The organism is uncultured Streptococcus sp. (assembly GCF_963536705.1).
In the GTDB taxonomy this organism is placed as follows: Bacteria; Bacillota; Bacilli; order Lactobacillales; family Streptococcaceae; genus Streptococcus.
The window spans coordinates 60,935-78,621 of the sequence record NZ_CAUTAP010000001.1 but is presented as its reverse complement, the minus strand read 5'-3'; the positions used below and the strand labels follow the sequence as shown (position 1 = coordinate 78,621).

The 17,687-nt window shown below is 43.6% G+C and carries 21 protein-coding genes; 2 read left to right on the top strand and 19 right to left on the bottom strand.

Annotated features, from left to right (window positions below):
- Positions 1-44 precede the first annotated feature (44 nt).
- The 11 genes from RWX26_RS00365 to miaA all read right to left on the bottom strand — a co-directional run bounded on the left by RWX26_RS00365 (position 45) and on the right by miaA (position 10,581).
- On the bottom strand, positions 45-557 hold the full coding sequence (locus RWX26_RS00365; RefSeq protein WP_314578079.1) for an adenine phosphoribosyltransferase: 513 nt from the start codon (positions 555-557) through the stop codon (positions 45-47).
- Between the two features lie 197 nt (positions 558-754).
- Positions 755-1,282 carry a hypothetical protein gene (locus tag RWX26_RS00360; RefSeq protein ID WP_004186488.1) on the bottom strand — a complete coding sequence of 176 codons (528 nt, stop codon included), beginning with the start codon at positions 1,280-1,282 and terminating at the stop codon, positions 755-757.
- A 46-nt stretch (positions 1,283-1,328) separates the two neighbouring features.
- Positions 1,329-3,548 carry a single-stranded-DNA-specific exonuclease RecJ gene (recJ, locus tag RWX26_RS00355; RefSeq protein WP_314578076.1) on the bottom strand — a complete coding sequence of 740 codons (2,220 nt, stop codon included), beginning with the start codon at positions 3,546-3,548 and terminating at the stop codon, positions 1,329-1,331.
- A gap of 105 nt (positions 3,549-3,653) precedes the next feature.
- Entirely contained in the window at positions 3,654-4,244 is a 591-nt protein-coding gene (locus RWX26_RS00350; protein ID WP_314366754.1) for an HD domain-containing protein, read from the bottom strand.
- 64 nt (positions 4,245-4,308) lie between these two features.
- Entirely contained in the window at positions 4,309-5,343 is a 1,035-nt protein-coding gene (locus RWX26_RS00345; RefSeq protein WP_314578073.1) for an acyltransferase family protein, read from the bottom strand.
- Between the two features lie 58 nt (positions 5,344-5,401).
- On the bottom strand, positions 5,402-6,112 hold the full coding sequence (locus RWX26_RS00340; RefSeq protein WP_314578071.1) for a methyltransferase domain-containing protein: 711 nt from the start codon (positions 6,110-6,112) through the stop codon (positions 5,402-5,404).
- A 6-nt stretch (positions 6,113-6,118) separates the two neighbouring features.
- Positions 6,119-6,874: an SDR family oxidoreductase gene (locus RWX26_RS00335; RefSeq protein ID WP_125434334.1), complete on the bottom strand. Its 756-nt coding sequence runs from the start codon at positions 6,872-6,874 to the stop codon at positions 6,119-6,121.
- Complete coding sequence (gene rnz / locus RWX26_RS00330; protein WP_125434335.1) at positions 6,871-7,800, bottom strand: ribonuclease Z; 930 nt, start codon at positions 7,798-7,800, stop codon at positions 6,871-6,873. The genes RWX26_RS00335 and rnz overlap by 4 nt, the downstream gene beginning before the upstream one ends.
- Positions 7,801-7,810: 10 nt before the next feature.
- The gene (locus RWX26_RS00325) at positions 7,811-8,434 is read right to left on the bottom strand and encodes a cystathionine beta-lyase (RefSeq protein ID WP_314578067.1); all 624 of its coding nucleotides are present in this window, start codon (positions 8,432-8,434) and stop codon (positions 7,811-7,813) included.
- Positions 8,427-9,665 carry a GTPase HflX gene (hflX, locus tag RWX26_RS00320; protein ID WP_314578064.1) on the bottom strand — a complete coding sequence of 413 codons (1,239 nt, stop codon included), beginning with the start codon at positions 9,663-9,665 and terminating at the stop codon, positions 8,427-8,429. The genes RWX26_RS00325 and hflX overlap by 8 nt, the downstream gene beginning before the upstream one ends.
- 31 nt (positions 9,666-9,696) lie before the next feature.
- The gene (miaA, locus tag RWX26_RS00315; protein WP_314578063.1) at positions 9,697-10,581 is read right to left on the bottom strand and encodes a tRNA (adenosine(37)-N6)-dimethylallyltransferase MiaA; all 885 of its coding nucleotides are present in this window, start codon (positions 10,579-10,581) and stop codon (positions 9,697-9,699) included.
- Between the two features lie 82 nt (positions 10,582-10,663).
- On the opposite strand from miaA, the gene RWX26_RS00310 reads away from it, so the two are divergent.
- Positions 10,664-10,834 carry a DUF3042 family protein gene (locus RWX26_RS00310; RefSeq protein WP_002895160.1) on the top strand — a complete coding sequence of 57 codons (171 nt, stop codon included), beginning with the start codon at positions 10,664-10,666 and terminating at the stop codon, positions 10,832-10,834.
- 92 nt (positions 10,835-10,926) lie between these two features.
- Here the strand turns inward: RWX26_RS00310 and RWX26_RS00305 are convergent, their stop codons facing one another.
- Entirely contained in the window at positions 10,927-11,325 is a 399-nt protein-coding gene (locus tag RWX26_RS00305; RefSeq protein WP_314578061.1) for a hypothetical protein, read from the bottom strand.
- Positions 11,326-11,551: 226 nt separating this feature from the next.
- Between RWX26_RS00305 and RWX26_RS00300 the strand changes: the two genes are divergently transcribed.
- Entirely contained in the window at positions 11,552-13,435 is a 1,884-nt protein-coding gene (locus tag RWX26_RS00300; protein WP_314578059.1) for a DUF2207 domain-containing protein, read from the top strand.
- Between the two features lie 49 nt (positions 13,436-13,484).
- Here the strand turns inward: RWX26_RS00300 and RWX26_RS00295 are convergent, their stop codons facing one another.
- From RWX26_RS00295 to hisF, 7 genes are all read right to left on the bottom strand, one after another.
- Positions 13,485-13,949 (bottom strand): hypothetical protein, encoded by a 465-nt coding sequence (locus RWX26_RS00295; protein WP_314578417.1) that lies wholly within the window; start codon positions 13,947-13,949, stop codon positions 13,485-13,487.
- Positions 13,936-14,862 (bottom strand): YafY family protein, encoded by a 927-nt coding sequence (locus RWX26_RS00290; protein ID WP_314578057.1) that lies wholly within the window; start codon positions 14,860-14,862, stop codon positions 13,936-13,938. Before RWX26_RS00290 ends, RWX26_RS00295 begins: the two co-directional genes overlap by 14 nt.
- 13 nt (positions 14,863-14,875) lie before the next feature.
- On the bottom strand, positions 14,876-15,349 hold the full coding sequence (locus RWX26_RS00285; RefSeq protein ID WP_314578055.1) for a GNAT family N-acetyltransferase: 474 nt from the start codon (positions 15,347-15,349) through the stop codon (positions 14,876-14,878).
- Positions 15,350-15,360: 11 nt separating this feature from the next.
- Positions 15,361-16,110: a PHP domain-containing protein gene (locus tag RWX26_RS00280; protein ID WP_314578053.1), complete on the bottom strand. Its 750-nt coding sequence runs from the start codon at positions 16,108-16,110 to the stop codon at positions 15,361-15,363.
- A gap of 33 nt (positions 16,111-16,143) precedes the next feature.
- Positions 16,144-16,458: a phosphoribosyl-ATP diphosphatase gene (gene hisE, locus RWX26_RS00275; protein WP_314578050.1), complete on the bottom strand. Its 315-nt coding sequence runs from the start codon at positions 16,456-16,458 to the stop codon at positions 16,144-16,146.
- Positions 16,459-16,584: 126 nt separating this feature from the next.
- A complete protein-coding gene (hisI, locus tag RWX26_RS00270; RefSeq protein ID WP_314578047.1) occupies positions 16,585-16,929 on the bottom strand; it encodes a phosphoribosyl-AMP cyclohydrolase in 345 nt (114 codons plus the stop codon).
- Positions 16,929-17,687, bottom strand: coding sequence for an imidazole glycerol phosphate synthase subunit HisF (hisF, locus tag RWX26_RS00265; protein WP_314578044.1), 759 nt, complete (start codon positions 17,685-17,687; stop codon positions 16,929-16,931). The genes hisI and hisF overlap by 1 nt, the downstream gene beginning before the upstream one ends.

Sequence of the window (17,687 nt, the reverse complement as noted above, 5' to 3'; positions counted from 1 at the left end):
CAATTATACTTTTTCTCTAACTAGATATAGCTAGAAACTATGTATTAATAGTGCATCAGAACCTTGTAGTCGTAATCGCCGATAACTTCGCGACCTTTGAGCTCATCCAGCTCAATAAGGAAGGCACAGCCAGCTACTACACCACCAAGGCGCTCAATCATCTCAATCGTCGCCTTCACTGTTCCACCAGTCGCAAGGAGATCATCTACAATCAGAACGCGCTGATCTGGCTTGATAGCATCTGCATGCATGGTCAGGGTATCCATACCATACTCTTTTTCATAGTCAGCTGAGATAACTTCACGAGGAAGCTTACCAGGCTTGCGGACTGGAGCAAAGCCAATTCCCAACTCAAATGCAACCGGACAACCCACGATAAAGCCACGAGCTTCCGGTCCAACGATCATGTCAATCTTCTTGTCTGTCGCATATTGAACAATCTCACGAACAGCGTAGCTATAAGCATTTCCGTCTGCCATCAATGGGCTGATATCACGGAATGTCACGCCCTCCTTTGGATAATTTTCGATTGTTGCAATGTAGTCTTTTAAATTCATGATATACTTTCTTTCAAAAAAATTTTTTACTCTCTATTATATCACTTTTTCCTCCAAATGGTAATAGAAAAGTTATTTTTTAAGGGGATAGATTATTTAATTTAAAAGAGTATGTTTCATTCATTTATAGACCACCTTATTGAGGCTGGGATTGAGTTGGTTAACCTTTATAATCGTTTTTTCTAGGCAAGTCAAAATTAAATGTATTGCTCTAAATAAAGTGGTGTTGCTATTTCTTGTTCATAATTTTTTACAATATCCTTCGTAAATAAGCCTAATAAGTCCAAATCATTAGATGGATTAATCTCAAATATTGAAAATACAGATTTTTCAAGAAAATCATTCAATTCTTTATAATTCGACATATAACTATAGCCTTGAGGAGCGTTAAATCTCGGTGATAATTCTTTAGCTTGTTTCAATGATATAGGCGAGTCAAGAAGAGACAGGGAGTAAATTGGAGAAAAATACTTAGCACCTTCTTGCAAATGTTTTTCCAAATATGAACGACTACTATTGGCTAAATCTGAATTTTCTAAAAAGTGTTGGATATTATTACGCTGACCTAAAACCATTTTCCCAACAATCATCTTAGCGGGTGAGGAAAGATATAAATAGGCTACCGTTTCTTTTTCAGGAATCCTTGAACGATATTCAAAATGCTTTTTTACTGTTAGCAAAGCTTTAAAAAATTCTGGTTTAAAGCTCAGGATAATTTCATTCATCTAAAATGTTCTCCTTTGCAAGGCTTTGGCTTAGTCTGGTACCATCTCATCTCTCCATCAAATAATTATAAATCTCTTGCACGGTGCCCAGTGCCATGAGTTCTTGTTCTTTGACTAGGCGCTTGAGGTCTTGGTAAATAAGACTGCTATCAATTTCTTTCTTTTCTGCTTCTTTATTGACCTTCATGACGCCTTCGGTGATACTAACAAAACCAAGTTCTTCAAAAATCTGAATCATTTTGACCAAGAGAATAGGATCTATTTTCAGGTAAGCTGCTAGATCCTTGAGCTTATAGCGAACATCAAACTCGGGGAACTGATAGACAGTTTTGTAAAGTTTGGCAAACTGCTCACGGTTACCATAACCTGTAAGATAGTATGGCTTGGCAATCTCATTCTTAAAGTAAATCGCTTCGAAATCCTGTGATTGAAGAATCTTCTTCAAGTCCTGCAAATCATCGGGAAGGTCATAAACCACAACTGCTCTGCTATTTGTCAAATCTGGCAATTCCTCTGTGAAACGCAAGACAGGAACTTTGTCAGGCAAAGTCGCATTTTTGCTGCGGATATTGAAAAGCTGAACGCCGTCCACACGGGCATCTACCAGCATGAGCTGGAGACTGGTCTGTCCATTCCATTTATTGACAGAGAGACTGACAGCTAGCTCCAGATTCTTGGTCTGGTCAAACTCTGTCGCCAGGCTTCCTTGCCCAAAAGCTACTACTTCAAAAGATGCATCTTCCTGAGAAATTTTCAGCTTGAGATGGCTATTGCCAGCCCCCATGGTCCGAGCATTGTCCACTTTAAAGTCCTTGAGATAAAAAAGCGGCTTCTTATTATCCATACCGAAAGGCGCCAGTTTTTCAAAGCTTTTGAGTGTATCGAGGGTCAGTTCTGGCAGGTGCAACTCCTCATCTAAATAAAGGGCTGTTTTGCCAGTCAAATCCAAATCATTGTCTAAAATGTATGCTGTTAGGATATCAGCAAGCTCCGCCAGCTTATCTGCTTCGAGAGTCATCCCAGCTGCTCCAGCATGACCACCAAAGGCAACAAAGAGATCACGGTGGCTGTCCAAAGCCTCAAAAATATTGACCGCTTCAATACTGCGGGCGCTTCCCTTAGCGATGCCATCCTCAATATTGAGCACTATGACTGGCTGGTGCAGCTCTTCCAGCAAGCGACCAGCGACAATCCCTAGCACTCCAGGATTCCAACCTTCCTTGGCCAAGACCTGCACTGGGCTCTTAGGGTCCAGCATGGTTTGTGCCTCTTCATAAATCTGCTGGACGATTTCCTTACGCTCGTCATTTTTCTGGTTGATCATAAGAGCAATGTCACGAGCTTCTTCATCGTCAAAGCCTGTCAAAAGCTCAATCGCTGGATTGGGATCATCCAGCCGTCCCAAGGCATTGAGTCTGGGGGCAAGCTGGAAGCCAACAGTTTCTTCATCCAGTTCATCAGGCTGAATACCAGCTATTTTGAAGAGTTCCTGAAGTCCTACTCGCTGGGTATTTTTGAGGACGGAAAGGCCGTATTTGACTAGGATCCGATTTTCCCCCGTCAGACTGACCATATCGGCAATGGTGCCAATGGCAACTAAGTCCAAAAGTTCGACTTGGACTTCTTCCAGCAAGGCTGTTGCCAGCTTAAAAGCCACCCCACAACCGGCTAAATGCTTGAAAGGATAATCTGCTCCGCTATGTTCCGGATGGACAATCGCATAGGCGTTTGGTAGCTCCTCAGGCATGGAGTGGTGATCCGTCACGATGACATCCACGCCCAGAGACTGAGCTAGCTCGATAGCTTCAAGGCCAGCCACTCCATTATCCACTGTAATAATGAGCGAGATGGCTTGATTTTCAATAAAATATTTGTAAACACTGCTATTAGGGCCATAGCCATCCGTAAAGCGATTGGGCAGATAAACCTGACACTCAGCCCCCAGCTGCTCCAAGGCTTCCTTGACAATAGATGCCGAGGTCATCCCATCAGCATCATAATCGCCATAGATCAAAATCTGTTCGTAATTTTCAATCGCTGCGCGAATGCGAACCACTGCCCGCTCCATATCATGCAAGTCATAAGGGTTGTGAAGCTGGTCTAAACCAGGCTCCAAAAATTCCTGTAAAGCCTCTTCAGTCTGAACACCTCTTTGGTAAAGAAGACTGGCAGCGGCAGGTTCTAATCCAGCTTTCTTAGCCTTTTTTAAAAATTTTTCGTCTGTAAAATTAGTGGCAAACTGCCAGTCGTATTTTGAGCTAATCATGATGAGTGAAACACTTTCTCCGTTCAATCTTGTCTGAATATTATAACATGAAAAGACTGGTTCAACCAGTCTCAAACTTCTTATCTACGAGCGAGGCCATCAGGCTCACTCATCTAGGTAAAGCCCCTTAGCAACACTTTGATCAATAATTTCCTGAGCCAATTCCCAAAGAGTTTCAGAGGTTTCTTGGATAAAGGATTTCTTAGCGATGACCTGCGACTTGGTCAGGCCATAAGGGTTGTCATGAGGCTGAGCGACTTCCAAGTGATTGAGCAGAGGAACCAGAGCGTCCAACACTCGGGCATATTTAGCCTCTATGCTAATGCCGGTCTCAAACTCCTGCCAAAGCTCTAAAAAGGAATCCTGCTGATCTGACGGCAGCTTGTCCAAACTGATTTTCAAGGACTCAAGCTCTCTATCATAAGAATCGCTCTTGCCCACATCGTCAAAGATAAAGGTATCACCAGCATATATTTCGCCTAAATCATGAATCAATAACATAGACATGACCTTTTCCAGATTGACTTCTTCAGGGATATATTCTCGAAAAACTAGCGCCATGAGCGCACCCTGCCAACTATGCTCAGCAGAATTCTCAAAACGATAGGCGTCCAAGGTTCGATTGTTGCGATGAGTGGCTTTCAGCTTTTCCAGCTCATTGGTAAAAGCCAGCTGCTGTTGTAGACGTTCAAGCATGTGGAACTCCTTTGAAATGTTTTATAGTTAATTCTATTCAAAATTGATAGCTGCTCTTAACGCTCTATATGTTTTTCTTCCCTCGCCATCCAATCACCAACTCTGACGTCAGGTGGGTCAGGATAATCGTCAGAAGGAAGGCCCAACGGCCATTTTCCCACTTGGGCAGCTGCTGGGATTTGAGCAGAAAGAAAGATAACTCAATAAAGATAGGATGGAGGAAGAAATAAAGGATACTTAGATCTTTAAAATGTCGCCATTTTTTTTCGCGCTTCCACTCTGCTTTTAGTAGCCAATTGAATAAGAAAAGTGTAAAGGGAATGAGAGCAAAGAAAAAGTTTTTATCCAGTCCCTGCCTGATGTAAACCAACACTCCTTCGCCTGCCAGGAAAAGACTTGCCAACAGAAGAGACAGCCAGCGTTTTTTCTGAAATAAGGCTATCTGCCCGTAATCAGCTAAAAAGTAGCCTAAATAGATAAAAATGGGCGTATAGAAGAGGCCATTCCTGCTGGTGAAAAAGAGCTGGGCATAGGCATCATACCAGTCTGTCAGCAGACTAGGCGACAGATAGGCGTGATAAGTCTCAATAGCACCTAAAGCGTAGAGAATTAACAAAAGGGCAAATGTTTTCTTGGGACCCAACTTCCTATACAAAAAATGGACCAGCAGCAGACCTAAGAGAAAGGCAGGAATATACCAGAGCTGGTAGCTCATTCCGATGTAGAAGAGCGCTGCAAGAATAGCCAGCGGAGCTAGGTAGAGAGGCAAGTGCAGAGATTGGAAGTAAGTCAAAGCATAGGGGAGATAGACCAAGCTCCAAAAGCCATAGACCTTTAAAATGCCTTTAATATACAGAGTTAGTTTCACAGCTTGAGGCTCTTGCTTCCAGCGTACTCGGAAAAAATAGGCTGAAGAAATTAAAAAGAAAGGAACCGCCATGCGACCAAACATACTCTTTTGAACAAAATGCAGGGCTTCATGTTCAAAAAGCCTCTGGCAATGGACCATAATCACAAAAACAGAAGCGATATATTGAAAAAGGCTGAGCAGGGCATAATTTACTGATTGCTCTGGCTCTATGACTTCTCTCCTTTGCATCAAGCTTTCTCCTTAAGAGGTTTGTTTAAGATGTAAATGAGCACTTTTTTCCTTTGACCTAGGACTTGACTAGCCAAACATGCTGAAAGGCAGCGATGTCCCGATAAGGAGATTGGTTGCAGACTGCCAGCTCCATCTCAAGCATCTTTTCAGCCCAGTTAGGGGCAGTTTTATATTCATTGGCCTGCAAGCCGTAAAAAATCCGTATCCCTTGATAATCTTCAACTTCTAATGGAAGACCTGAAATCATATCTTGTATCTGATAGACCTTAGCAGCTCCCATGCTGTGGGTTTGATATGTCTCACCCGCCAAAAGATGCTGGGCTTTTTCTGGATTATTTTCAAAAACCACCGTATGCATAATCCGCCCGACCTCGTGATGCTTGACCAGAGAAATTTTGCCGTCCTTTTTTAAGAGGCGGGAAAATTCTGTCAAATAGAGAGCAGGGTCAGATACATACTCTAAGACATTATGACAGACGATGACATCAAAAGACTGGTCTGGCAATTGTTGCAGAAGGTCCAAGCTGCCTTGCAATTGCTCATAATAAAAGTTCTGCTTGCGCTCAGCAATCATTTCTGGGCTCAGCTCGATGGCGGTCACTTGGTTGTTTTTCGCTAGAAAATCAGCCACAATTCCAAAACCACTGCCGAAATCAAGGATTTTCTGGCCCCTCAGCGACTCTAGAAAGGCAAAAACAATATCATACTGAAGCTTGCCCCAAGGCGCCTGCAGATGAGCTTTGTAAGCTTGTAGATTAGCTGTCATGAGACCTCACTTATAGTTAAACATATTGGCTGCCATCTTGTCGGCAATTCTTGGAAAAAGGGTATAAAGCTTGTGAGCTAGATTGAGAATCCCTGGTAGATTCATTTCCCGCTTATTTTTACCAAAGGAACTGACAATTTTGCTCGCTACAAAATCAGGTTCAAGGATATACTTGTCGACTGCTTTTACATAGGAACCATCAGGATCTGCCTGATCGAAAAAGGCTGTTTTGATAGGACCTGGATTAACCGTCGTGACATAGACCCCAAAAGGCAGGAGTTCCAAACGCAGGGCATTAGAAAAGCCAATCGCCGCAAACTTAGTCGCTGAGTAAAGACTGGACTTGCTACTGGCAATGAGGCCGGCCATACTAACGATATTGACGATGTGTCCTTGACCTGCCTGCTTCATGCGAGCTCCAAAGAGCCGGGACAGATTCATCAGGGCAAAGGTATTGACTTCAAACATGGCCTCAATATCACTGGAGCTGATTTTGTCAAATTCCTCAAAAATCCCATAGCCAGCGTTATTGACCAGGACATCAACACGACCGTACTGGCTGTCAATCCGCTCAGCAAATCTTTCCAAAGCTGAGCTATCTGTGATATCCAGCTCCACTAAGTCAAGAATTTCCCTTTCTCCATATAGTTTTTCCAGCTTAGCCTTGCTCCGTCCGACCAAAATCAGTCGGTCATGGGGCAAGAGCTTAACCATTTCCTGAGCTAGCCCACCGCTAGCCCCTGTGATGATGATGGTTCTCATATCTCAACCTCTTCCAAGTCCTTGACCACATGGACCTTTTCAAAGACAGCACTGGCATCGCGACGCATTTGGCTGATGTCCTTGGCTAGAAAGCGAGCACTGATATGGTTGAGGAGAAGGCGCTTGGCACCTGCTTCCTTGGCTACTTCTGCGGCTTGCATATTGGTAGAATGACCGTGATTGCGGGCCAATTTTTCGTCTCCCTTGCCATAGGTCGCTTCATGGACCAACACATCTGCTGCCACTGCCAGACGGACGCTGGCAGCAGTCTTCCGAGTATCACCCAGAATAGCAATGGTCTTGCCTGGACGAGGAGCTGAGATATAGTCTGCTGCAATAATTTTGGTCCCATCTTCTAGGACGATATCCTGACCGTTCTTGACCTTACCAAAGAGAGGACCAAAAGGTACGCCCGCCTCTCTTAGCTTGTCTGCATCCAGCGTTCCTTCCAAATCTTTCTGCATCACCCGATAACCCACACAGAAAATTGTGTGATCCAGCTTATCCGCATAAACTGTGAACTTGTCCGTTTCAAGAATCTTGCCCAGACTGTTTTCATCAAACTCATGAAAATCAATCCGATAAGGCAGACGAGAGCCAGACACGCGCAGGCTAGACAGGACAAAGTTTTTAATGCCTTTGGGACCATAAATTTCCAAGTCAGTCTGCTCTTCATTAGCCTGAAAAGAACGACTGGACAGAAAACCCGGCAAGCCAAAAATATGGTCGCCATGCAGATGCGTGATAAAAATCTTGCTGATTTTGCGCGGTTTAATTGTCGTCTCCAAGATCTGGTGCTGGGTCCCCTCACCACAGTCAAACATCCAGACCTCATTGATCTCCTCTAACAGCTTGAGGACAAGGCTGGACACATTGCGAGCTTTGGATGGCTGACCGGCTCCGGTTCCTAAAAATTGTAATTGCATGTTTTTCTTTCTAAATGATATAAATCATAGCAGAGCGATTCTGCGAGTGATAGTATTTCCTGCCAGAATAGGACTGAGCCAGCTGACTGACTTCATCTTGATTGTAGCCCAGAACTCTCTGGCTGCCATCAGCTAGCTGCTGCCAATCGGTCAAAGCAGTCAACTCCTGACTATTAACGACTTGAGACTCAGCATTGAGAGGTACCATTTTTATTCTCCCAGCTTCTTCGTAAACCAAGTACTGTGGAAAGACTTGGGCGATTTCAAAGAGCAAGTCAGCTGATACCGGCTCTGGCTTTTCAGGGAAGACCAAGCCGACTTCCTCACTCTCATAGCAAAATCCATAGGACTTGCCAGAAAGATTGAGGCGGACAAAAGGCTTGCTTTCTACAAAGCTAGGCTCCGCATTCCACAAGTCCAGTGCCTGGCTAATCTCTAGAAAATAGGCTGTCGCGGCTTCCGGACTTTTCTTTTGATAAAGCTCAGCAAAGTAAGCATTGATAACGCTGGGCGGCGGTGTGATAAAGCTCAGCTTCTGCTCTTCTGTCAGGCTAGCCAATACTTGCTCTAAGTAGACCCTGTCTAGGCTAGTAAAACCGCCGTATTTGAGGGCCAAGTCAATATAATCAGTCATAAAATTCTTCCAGCTTCCATTTGTTTTTCTCGGCAATCCAGCCTGAAATGACTTCAACATCGTCTATGTATTCTCGATTCCCCATAATCACTACTTTCTCTAAAACATGAATCTTGTAGGCCTTAGCCGGCGCTACCTTGATGGTAAAAGGCAAAAAGAGCTCTTTCATCCGCTCCAGCAGGACTTGCTGTAAAACAGCTCTGCTATTATCAGCCTTAGCCGAAACCAAAGAATAAGGAGTCAGGGTCGGAGTGAAATGCTCCGCCTTGTCCGCTTTGTTATAGAGAGTCAGCCGGGGAATATCCAGCATGTCCAGCTCATTCATGATGTCAAGGACGGTCTTTTCGTGCTCCTCATGATGAGGGTCACTAGCATCAATAACATGGACCATCAAATCGACATTTTTACTCTCTTCCAGAGTCGACTTAAAGCTGGATACCAGCTCTGTAGGCAAATCCTGAATGAAGCCAACTGTGTCCGTCAGAGTGACATTGAGCTGACCACTGAGATTGATGTTCTTGGTCGTGGCATCTAGCGTCGCAAAAAGTTCGTCGGCCTCATACTGGCTCTTGCTGGTCAAGCAGTTCATAATAGTGGACTTTCCAGCATTGGTATAACCAATGAGGCCGATTTTGAAAATACTGGATTCCAGCCGTTTTTCACGAACGGTAGCTCGATTTTTCTCCACTGCTTTGAGCTGGCGCTCAATATCATGAATCTGATTGCGGACACTGCGTCGATTGAGCTCCAGCTGGCTTTCACCAGGCCCACGAGAGCCAATGCCACCTGCCTGACGGCTGAGCATAATACCCTGGCCAACCAAGCGAGGCAGCAGGTACTTGAGTTGGGCCAGATGCACCTGAAGTTTCCCCTCATGACTCCTAGCCCTCATGGCAAAAATATCCAAAATCAGCTGCATACGGTCAATGACCTTGACCCCCAAGCTTTCCTCCAGATTGACATTTTGGCGAGGTGTCAGACGGTTATTGACAATGACGGTCGAAATCTCCTCGGCATCAACCAGCTGCCGGATTTCTTCTAACTTGCCAGAACCGACAAAGGTCTTGCTGTCATACTTCTCCCGCTTCTGGCTATAGGAGCCAACTACCTCAGCCCCTGCAGTCTTAGCCAGACTTTGCAGCTCCTCCATGGATAGGTCAAAATTCTCCGTATCTGCCAGTTCCACACCGACCAGAAAGACACGCTCTGTTTTTTTCTCTATTTCTATCATCTCATATCCTTACTAAGACTTGGTCAGCCAGCTACTTGTCCAGAAAATTCTTAATGTCTTCCATGACCTGATTTTTATAGTCTGGATTTCCTACCTGATAAAAGGTTACGGACATCCGGTTGCGAAACCAAGTCAGCTGTCGCTTGGCAAAACGGCGGGTATTCTGCTTGAGCTTGTCCACGGCCTCTTCAAGGCTCATCTGCCCTTCAAAGTAGGGGAAAAGTTCCTTGTAGCCGATACCCTTGCTGGCTTGACTGGTCGGAGCTTTCTCAAACAGCCAGCGGGCTTCTTCCAAAAGTCCAGCTTCTATCATCAGGTCTACTCGCTGATTGATTCGCTCATAAAGTCGCTCCCGCTCATCATCTAGACAAATCAGCAGGGCTTCATAGTCTGGTTGATTGTTTTCTAGTTGACCACCTAACTGATCAATCTCTAGCGCCCTCATAGCCCTGCGTCTATTTATCTGTGGAATCTCGATGCCCAGCTCTGCTATTTTTTCAAACAAATCCTCATCTGACCAACTGTCCAGCTGCGCCCGATAGGCCAGAATCTCCTCGTGAGGGACGGTTCCGCCCAGATGGTAGCCCTCAAGCAAGCTCTGGATATAGAGCCCTGTGCCGCCGCAAATGATGGGCAGCTGACCTTGAGCCGCAATCTCGCGAATAGCCTGAGCCGCCTCAGTCACAAAATCATAGGCCGAGTAGCTTTCTCCAACCTCCCGCACATCCAGCAGATGATGGGGAATGCCTTCCTGCTCTTCAGGACGAATCTTAGCCGTGCCAATATCCAAGCCACGATAGACCTGCTGGCTGTCACCGCTGATGATTTGGCCATTGAAGCGCTTGGCTACTTCAATACTCAAAGCCGTTTTTCCAACTGCTGTAGGCCCCACTATCACAATTATCTTGGTTTTCATCGTTTTTCCTTGAAAAAATTTTGATTTTTCGTTACTATTAATTATAACATAAATAATAAAAGTTCAGAAAAGGAGAAATCACATGGCTAAAGGATTTGGAAAAGGCGTTCTTACAGGAGTTGCAGCTACTGTTGCTGCCGTGGCAGGCGCAGTATATGCAGTCAAGAAAAAAGTCATCGAACCTGAAGAACAAAAAGCGGCTTTCATCGAAGAAAACCGTAAAAAAGCAGCTCGCAAACGTGTAGCGCACTAAGCCTGCACATTTCACTAAAAAGCCTGGAAAAATCCAGGCTTTTTTCTTTTTTGAAAAAACAGCAGTCAAATCGACTGCTGCAAACAAAGCTATTAGACTTTAAAAGCTCTCTCTTTCTTGGGCGGTTGAATACCATGAGAGCTAAAGATATAATTGCTTAAGAGCAAGAACACTAACAGCTCAAGCACAAAAAACAAATCGAAAGCAGGATTGGAAGACAGAGAAACAAAAGGAATTGCGAGACACACAAGTGTGATATAAAAAATTTTCAAGCCTTTGATATAAAGCCAGAAGAGGTCAAGGCTTTGCCTGCCATTAATCTGCGACTTAGACTTACTTCCAGAGTACCAGATGATAAATGCTTCAGCAAAAAAGAATAGACCTAGCAAAATGATTATTCTCCAAAAATGAACCTGCAGTAGAATTCCCACTGCTAGCAATAACAAAACACCCAAGCTCAGTGCTAGCACTGCTCGCCTAGTATTAGTCATAAAATCAACTCCTTTATATGACTACGAAGAACAGTCAAATTAATTGTTCCTAATCGATTAGATTGCTCTAGGAGAACATATTTTATTTCTGCTTTATTTTACCACTTGGCAAGAAAACTTACAAATAATACGATAAAGCATTGTAGAAGTTATTGGTTACTGAAAAATAGATTAAGACAGAGCTTTAGAAACGTGTTATAATAAGTCATTATCGAAAGGAAGATTTATGAAAAACACCTACAGTTTTAACAGACTACTGCTTAGCCTAGCACTTCTTACTTCATTATTTTGCATCTTTGTTCCTCGTCACATATTGGCTGAAGATGTCGAGAGCAGGATTACATCCTATGTAGGACAGCTAGAGCTGCATAGCGATAATACAGCAACTTTTACAGAGGAAGTAACTTTTGAATACGACAGTTCCTATAACGGCCAATATATCACGCTGGGCCAGGCTGGCAAGATGCCTAAAGGCTTTCAAATCGAAGACAATCCTAAGATAGATATTATCACCAATGGACAGGAAAAATCACCACAAAAGATAAAAGAAGAGGCTGTAAAAGACGGAAAAAAGATTACAATCTATAATTCTGGTAAATCTGGTGATCAAGTCATTATCACTATAACTTGGAAATTACAAAACATGCTTTGGGTGTATCAAGATATAGCTGAGCTGAATTGGATACCGATTTCTGATTGGGATGCGGATATTCGACGATTATATTTTTCTGTTTCTACGGATCGTTTCGATACTAGTGCTCAGCTTTTCGCCCATACAGGCTTCAATAAAAACCAACCAAAGGTAGAAAAATTAAATCAGATTCTGGCGGTTAGGTCAAATAATCTCACAAAAGGAACAAAACTTGAATTGCACGGCGCTTGGGACAAGAGTATATTTACAGATATTGATACTGCCAGTATTATCCCTTCAACCCACCGCAAGCAATTTGAAGAGAAGGAAAAAGAAATTGAACAAAAACAGAAGCAACATAGCTTTATAATTTATGTACTAGGTCCAGTCATTGCTCTCTCGTTTCTGATTATAAGTCTGGCTTGCTTTCTTTACTATTTACTAAGATTTTATTATCTAAACAAGCTTCCTAAAAATACTCGACTCTATGAACCGCCTCAGAATCTTACTCCTCTGCAACTTGCATACAATATCTATAATATATCAATTGAAAAATCTCTTGCTCATACTAGAAAAACAGGAACTCCTAGCTTTTCTAGTTTAGTACAGGCTACTTTAATGGATCTGATTGACAGAGGAAATATAAAATTTCGCATTGGAAGATCAGGAGAGAAACTGGAAATTGTTCACTTAGATAACCTAAGTCGCTACGAGATAAAACTGTTGGAAATGGTCTTTGGCGATAAGGATAAAGTTACTCCTGATACGATGTTCCCAGATTACCAACAAAGCTCCAAGTCTTCTACACGACAGAAATTTCAAGAGGCTCTACGTACTGTTGCGAACTATGTCCGTCAAGAAAGAGTCGATTTAAATCTCCCTATACGATACCGTAAAATAAGCAAAAAAGAAGAAAGACCTGTTTCATTAGCTTATATTTCCTATTATATTGGTATTATTATTCTCTCTTTAGGTTCTCTTTTTTATAATCCTTTTACTACCGGACAGTTTGATTACTCATATTCCTACATTTATCCTTTGCTTCTATTTGTCGCGTGGTTCCTTGGGAAAGCAGCTCAAATAAAATTGAATCGAATGGCAGATAGATACCTAAAAAAGGAATTTAGAGAAGAAGTAATTGAATGGCAGAGCTTCTCCAACATGCTGCGCGATATTGCTCATCTTAGTCAAACTGAGGTAGAGGGAATCATTCTCTGGAATCGAATTCTAGTATATGCGACTCTTTTTGGCTATGCGGAAAAAGTCAGTCAAACATTAAAAGGAAGAGACATTCAATTAAAAGAAACAAATCTTGAAAGTTTCTTCTTCAGTAATATATCTACAGGTTTTGCTACAGGCTTTAGCAATGTTGATATTTCATTGAATCCTCCCAGCTCAAGTAGCTACTTCAGCTTGTCATCTGGTATTTCAGGTGGCTTCTCAGGTGGTGGGGGCGGAGGAGGCGGAGGCTCCTTCTAACATAAACTATAATACAAAAGGCCGCTGTTTGAGCGGTCTTTTGTCATAGTTATCTCCCTTGCATAAACTCTTGGAAACGATGAGTATCAAAGTAAATGGTGGATGCGATTAATTTGTCTGATTCGTCAAATTTTAAAAATTCTGCGACATCCAATTCTAGCTCTTTTCCGTGGGGCGACTGCAGGCGATAGCGATTTAAAGCTGTTGCTTCTCGCCCCTCTACCAATAACATCTTCACTTCAAGATGCTGACTTAAAGCATAGAATTGACCTGCACCTTGCAGATAAACATCACGCCCTTGCCTGATTTCCTGACTGTCGCACATTCCATAATTAAAGTTTTCAGCCACGAAATCTTCCCATCCACCTTTATTGACTGCATTAAAATAGCTTTCTGCTAATGTTTTTGTATCCATATTTTGAACCTCCAAAAATAATTTAGGCAAGCACTCAAACAATGAGATTTTCAAGCCATTTAAGATTATACAAAAAGCAATATGACTACAGTCTGTCATATTGCTGAAGATTTTTTTGAAGAGAATCAATTAATTTATCCTGCAGTTTTTTTGGTGATATGACTTTTACTTGATGAGCAAAACTTAAAATCAATTCGAAAAAGGCCGGTGTCAATGCTCTGAAAGCATGTACCTTTATTCTGGTTTGCTCAACAGTGATTTCTTCTTCTGTGAAGTGGTCATAAATTTTTGGAAGTGCAGATTCTTCAAAAATTAGCTCTATTTCTTCTTTACTGCCTTCAACTTTATCTTTGGATCGATTTAAAAAAAGCTCTAGCTTTTCTTGAGATAAAAGCGGGTAATCTCCAACATCGACAGCCTCTTCGACTGGCTGCAAGTCACGAATTCTGCTGAGTTTGAAAAAGCGAAAATCTAACTTTTCTAAGCAGTAGCCGATAACATACCAAGCATTTAGTTTAAAAATCAGACGATAAGGAAGAATCGTTCGCTGGCTTCGTTCTTGTTTTTTAGAAAAATAAGAAAAGGAAACTTTCTTCCCAGTTTGTATAGCCTGTTCAATCTCAAGTAAATAATTTGTATTAAGAGACCATGAACTGAGATCAAAATAAAATGGATTGACCTTATCAGTCGCTTCTTGAGAAGAAAGCTTATGCTCGATATTGTCAAAACTAGGATGTCCAACAATTTTGCCAACATTTTGGCTCATATTGATGATAAACTGCTTTTCTTCTTCTGTGAAAAAGCTGCTGTCCATCTTGTAGTCATCCGGTATATAAAAGCCTCCCTTATCCCCACGTTCAGAGTAAATTGGGATTCCAGCTAAGCTAAGCGTGTCTATATCTCGATATACTGTGCGGGTAGATATTTCAAAACGTTCAGCAATTTCTTTAGCTGTTATCTGCCTCTTATTCAAAAGGGCTAGTAGAATATAAATTAATCGTTCTAGTTTCATGAGTTTTCTTTTCTTATTTCAATCGGCACAACATCAAATAATCATCTTCCCTCTCTTCAACCGTGACAAAGCCCAGTTTTTGATAAAATCGAACGGCAGGATTGTCTTTAGAAACGGATAGGGAGACACTTGGGTAGCCTTTGGCCTTGAGCAAGTCCAGCATGGCCGTCATCAACTGCTGGCCTAGTCCTTGTCCTCTGAACTCAGGCAGGAATGAAATGGATAGAGAGGGAGTCTGGTCGTCATAATAGCCGTAATCTTTCATGATGCGAACCCAGACTGCTCCGACCAGCTGACCGTCCACTTCTGCTGCTAAAGCCCAATCATCTTGCTGCTGACCAAAGCCCTTGATATACATCTCTAAATATGGCTCTTTCAGGATGCTTCTAGAAAGCGGCGCTAGACCTTGGGGAATAAAAATAGCTTGGTAAAGAAATTCCTCTAAGAGTGGGATTTCCTCTGATTTTAAGGGCATAATCTCGGCCATGATTTCTCCTTCTAGATCAACTGCTCCTCGCCTATGCCGGCCTCCGCTAAGATTTTGGCAACTCGGTCAAATTGCAAGCGGAAATGCTCCAGCTTGTGGCCGTCTGATCCCACTGAAAAGCGCTGACCGCCCAGCTCCTTGACTAGAGAGAGAGCGTAGATATAGAGTTCCTCGTGTCCATATAGATACATGGACTTGCAGTTGAGCTCAAAAGCCAGACCATGGTCAATCATCTTTTGAAAAAGCTGTCGCAACTCTGGTTCAAAAGTTTTTAACTCCTCTACGGTAAGCGCAAATTTTCGGAAACCATAGTCAAAGTGAGCTAGTACATCTGCTGGCACAGCCTCAATAGCCTCCTCTAACTCTATCAGATAGGAGGGAATCAGCTCCATCTTGTCCAGCTGCAAGACCGGATCTTCCAGATAGTCAAAACTGCCATTGTGGTGAACCGATAGGAGCTTGAGGTCATAATCCTTGTCTGCTAGGAAAGCTAAGATATCGCCCTTACGCGGAGCGTAATAGCCAATTTCAATGCCCTTTTTGATGCGGTTGCCATATTGCTGGTTCAGCACTGCTATTTTTGCTGAATAGGCCGCATAGTCAGGCACATCATCGTGGGGCGAGGCAGCTTCGTAAGGGTAGGGATTGGACAAATCATAGTGCTCAGTGGTGACGATCTCGCCCTCGTAATGGTCCAGATAATCACAGAAATCCGCCTCAGAATCATAGGAAAAATAGGTATGAAGATGGTTGTCGCGCATGCTAGACCGCCTTTCTGTAAATCTTATATCCGCTTAGTAATGGTCAATTTCAGGTCGGTCGTGAATCCGGCTCTGCTTGCCCTGACGGGCCTGGAGGATGGCCTCTACCTCTTCCAGACTGACGCCAGTCTCGACGAGAGCGACCGCCAGATGGTAGAGCAGATCAGCTGTCTCATTGGCCATCTCGTTCTTATCAGCGTTTTTGGCCGCAATGACCACTTCTGTCGCTTCTTCACCGACTTTTTTGAGAATCTTGTCCAGCCCCTTGTCATAGAGATAGCTGGTATAGGAGCCTTCCTTGGGCTCTTTTTTGCGTTTGAGGGCTTCTTGATAGAGGGTTTCTAGCATAGTATCTCCTTGTTACTGTCCTTATTTTACTATAAAAAGCAATTCTTTCCAATGGCAGGCCGGTTTCTTGATACTGATTTCTTAGTTTTATATTTGCATTAACCAAGTACTAAAGTAAGGGAGCTTTTAGTCAGTTTTGCCGTCTTCTTCATCCCAGATTGTATGGAAAAAGCAGGATTTGGCACCGGTGTGGCAGGCTGCTCCCAGTTGATCTACCTCGATCAGCAGGGTATCTTGGTCGCAATCAGCTGTGATTTTTTTGACAGTCTGGTAGTGGCTGCTGGTGGCTCCCTTATGCCAAAGCTCCTGACGAGACCGGCTCCAGTACCACATCTGACCGCTGGTGCGGGTCAGATGGTAGGCGTCTTCATTGAGATAGGCCAACATGAGAACTTCTTTGCTAGTGTGGTCTAGGATAATGGCAGGTATGAGACCGCCTTGCTTTTGAAAATCTAACTTTACTTCTGTCATTAGAGGCGCACCTCCAATCCTGCTTCCAGCATAGTTTTTTTGGTCTCTGAGATGGAGACCTCCCCATAATGGAAAATCGAAGCTGCTAAAGCACCTGTTGCCGCAGTCTTTTCAAAAACTTCTAGGATATGCTGGCTACTGCCAGCACCACCAGATGCGATGATAGGAACGGAAACCACTTGAGAGACGGCTTCCAGCATAGGCAAGTCAAAACCGGACTTGGTCCCGTCCTTGTCCATACTGGTCAGAAGAATTTCCCCCGCTCCAAGACCGACGGCTTCTTGAACCCAGTCTAACAGGTCGCGACCGCTGTCCTTGCGGCCGCCAGCTAGATAGACATGCCAGCTGCCATCCGCTTCTTTCTTAGCATCCACGGCCAGCACCACACATTGGCTGCCGAATTTCTCAGCGCAGTCAGGCAAAAGCTGAGGATTTGCCAGTGCTGAGGAATTAACTGCAACCTTATCCGCACCAGCCTGCAGCATCCGCTTCATGTCCTCAACCGTGCGAATGCCGCCCCCGACGGTAAAGGGAATGAAAACCTGCTCCGCCACGCGCCGGACCATCTCGACCGTCGTGTCCCGCCCCTCATGGGTGGCGGTGATGTCCAGAAAGACCAACTCATCGCAGCCTGCTTCATAGTAAGCCTTGGCCGCATCGACTGGATCGCCCACATCAGTCAGATTGACAAAGTTGATGCCCTTGACCACCCGACCGTCCTTGACATCCAGACAGGGAATGATTCTTTTTTTCAGCAT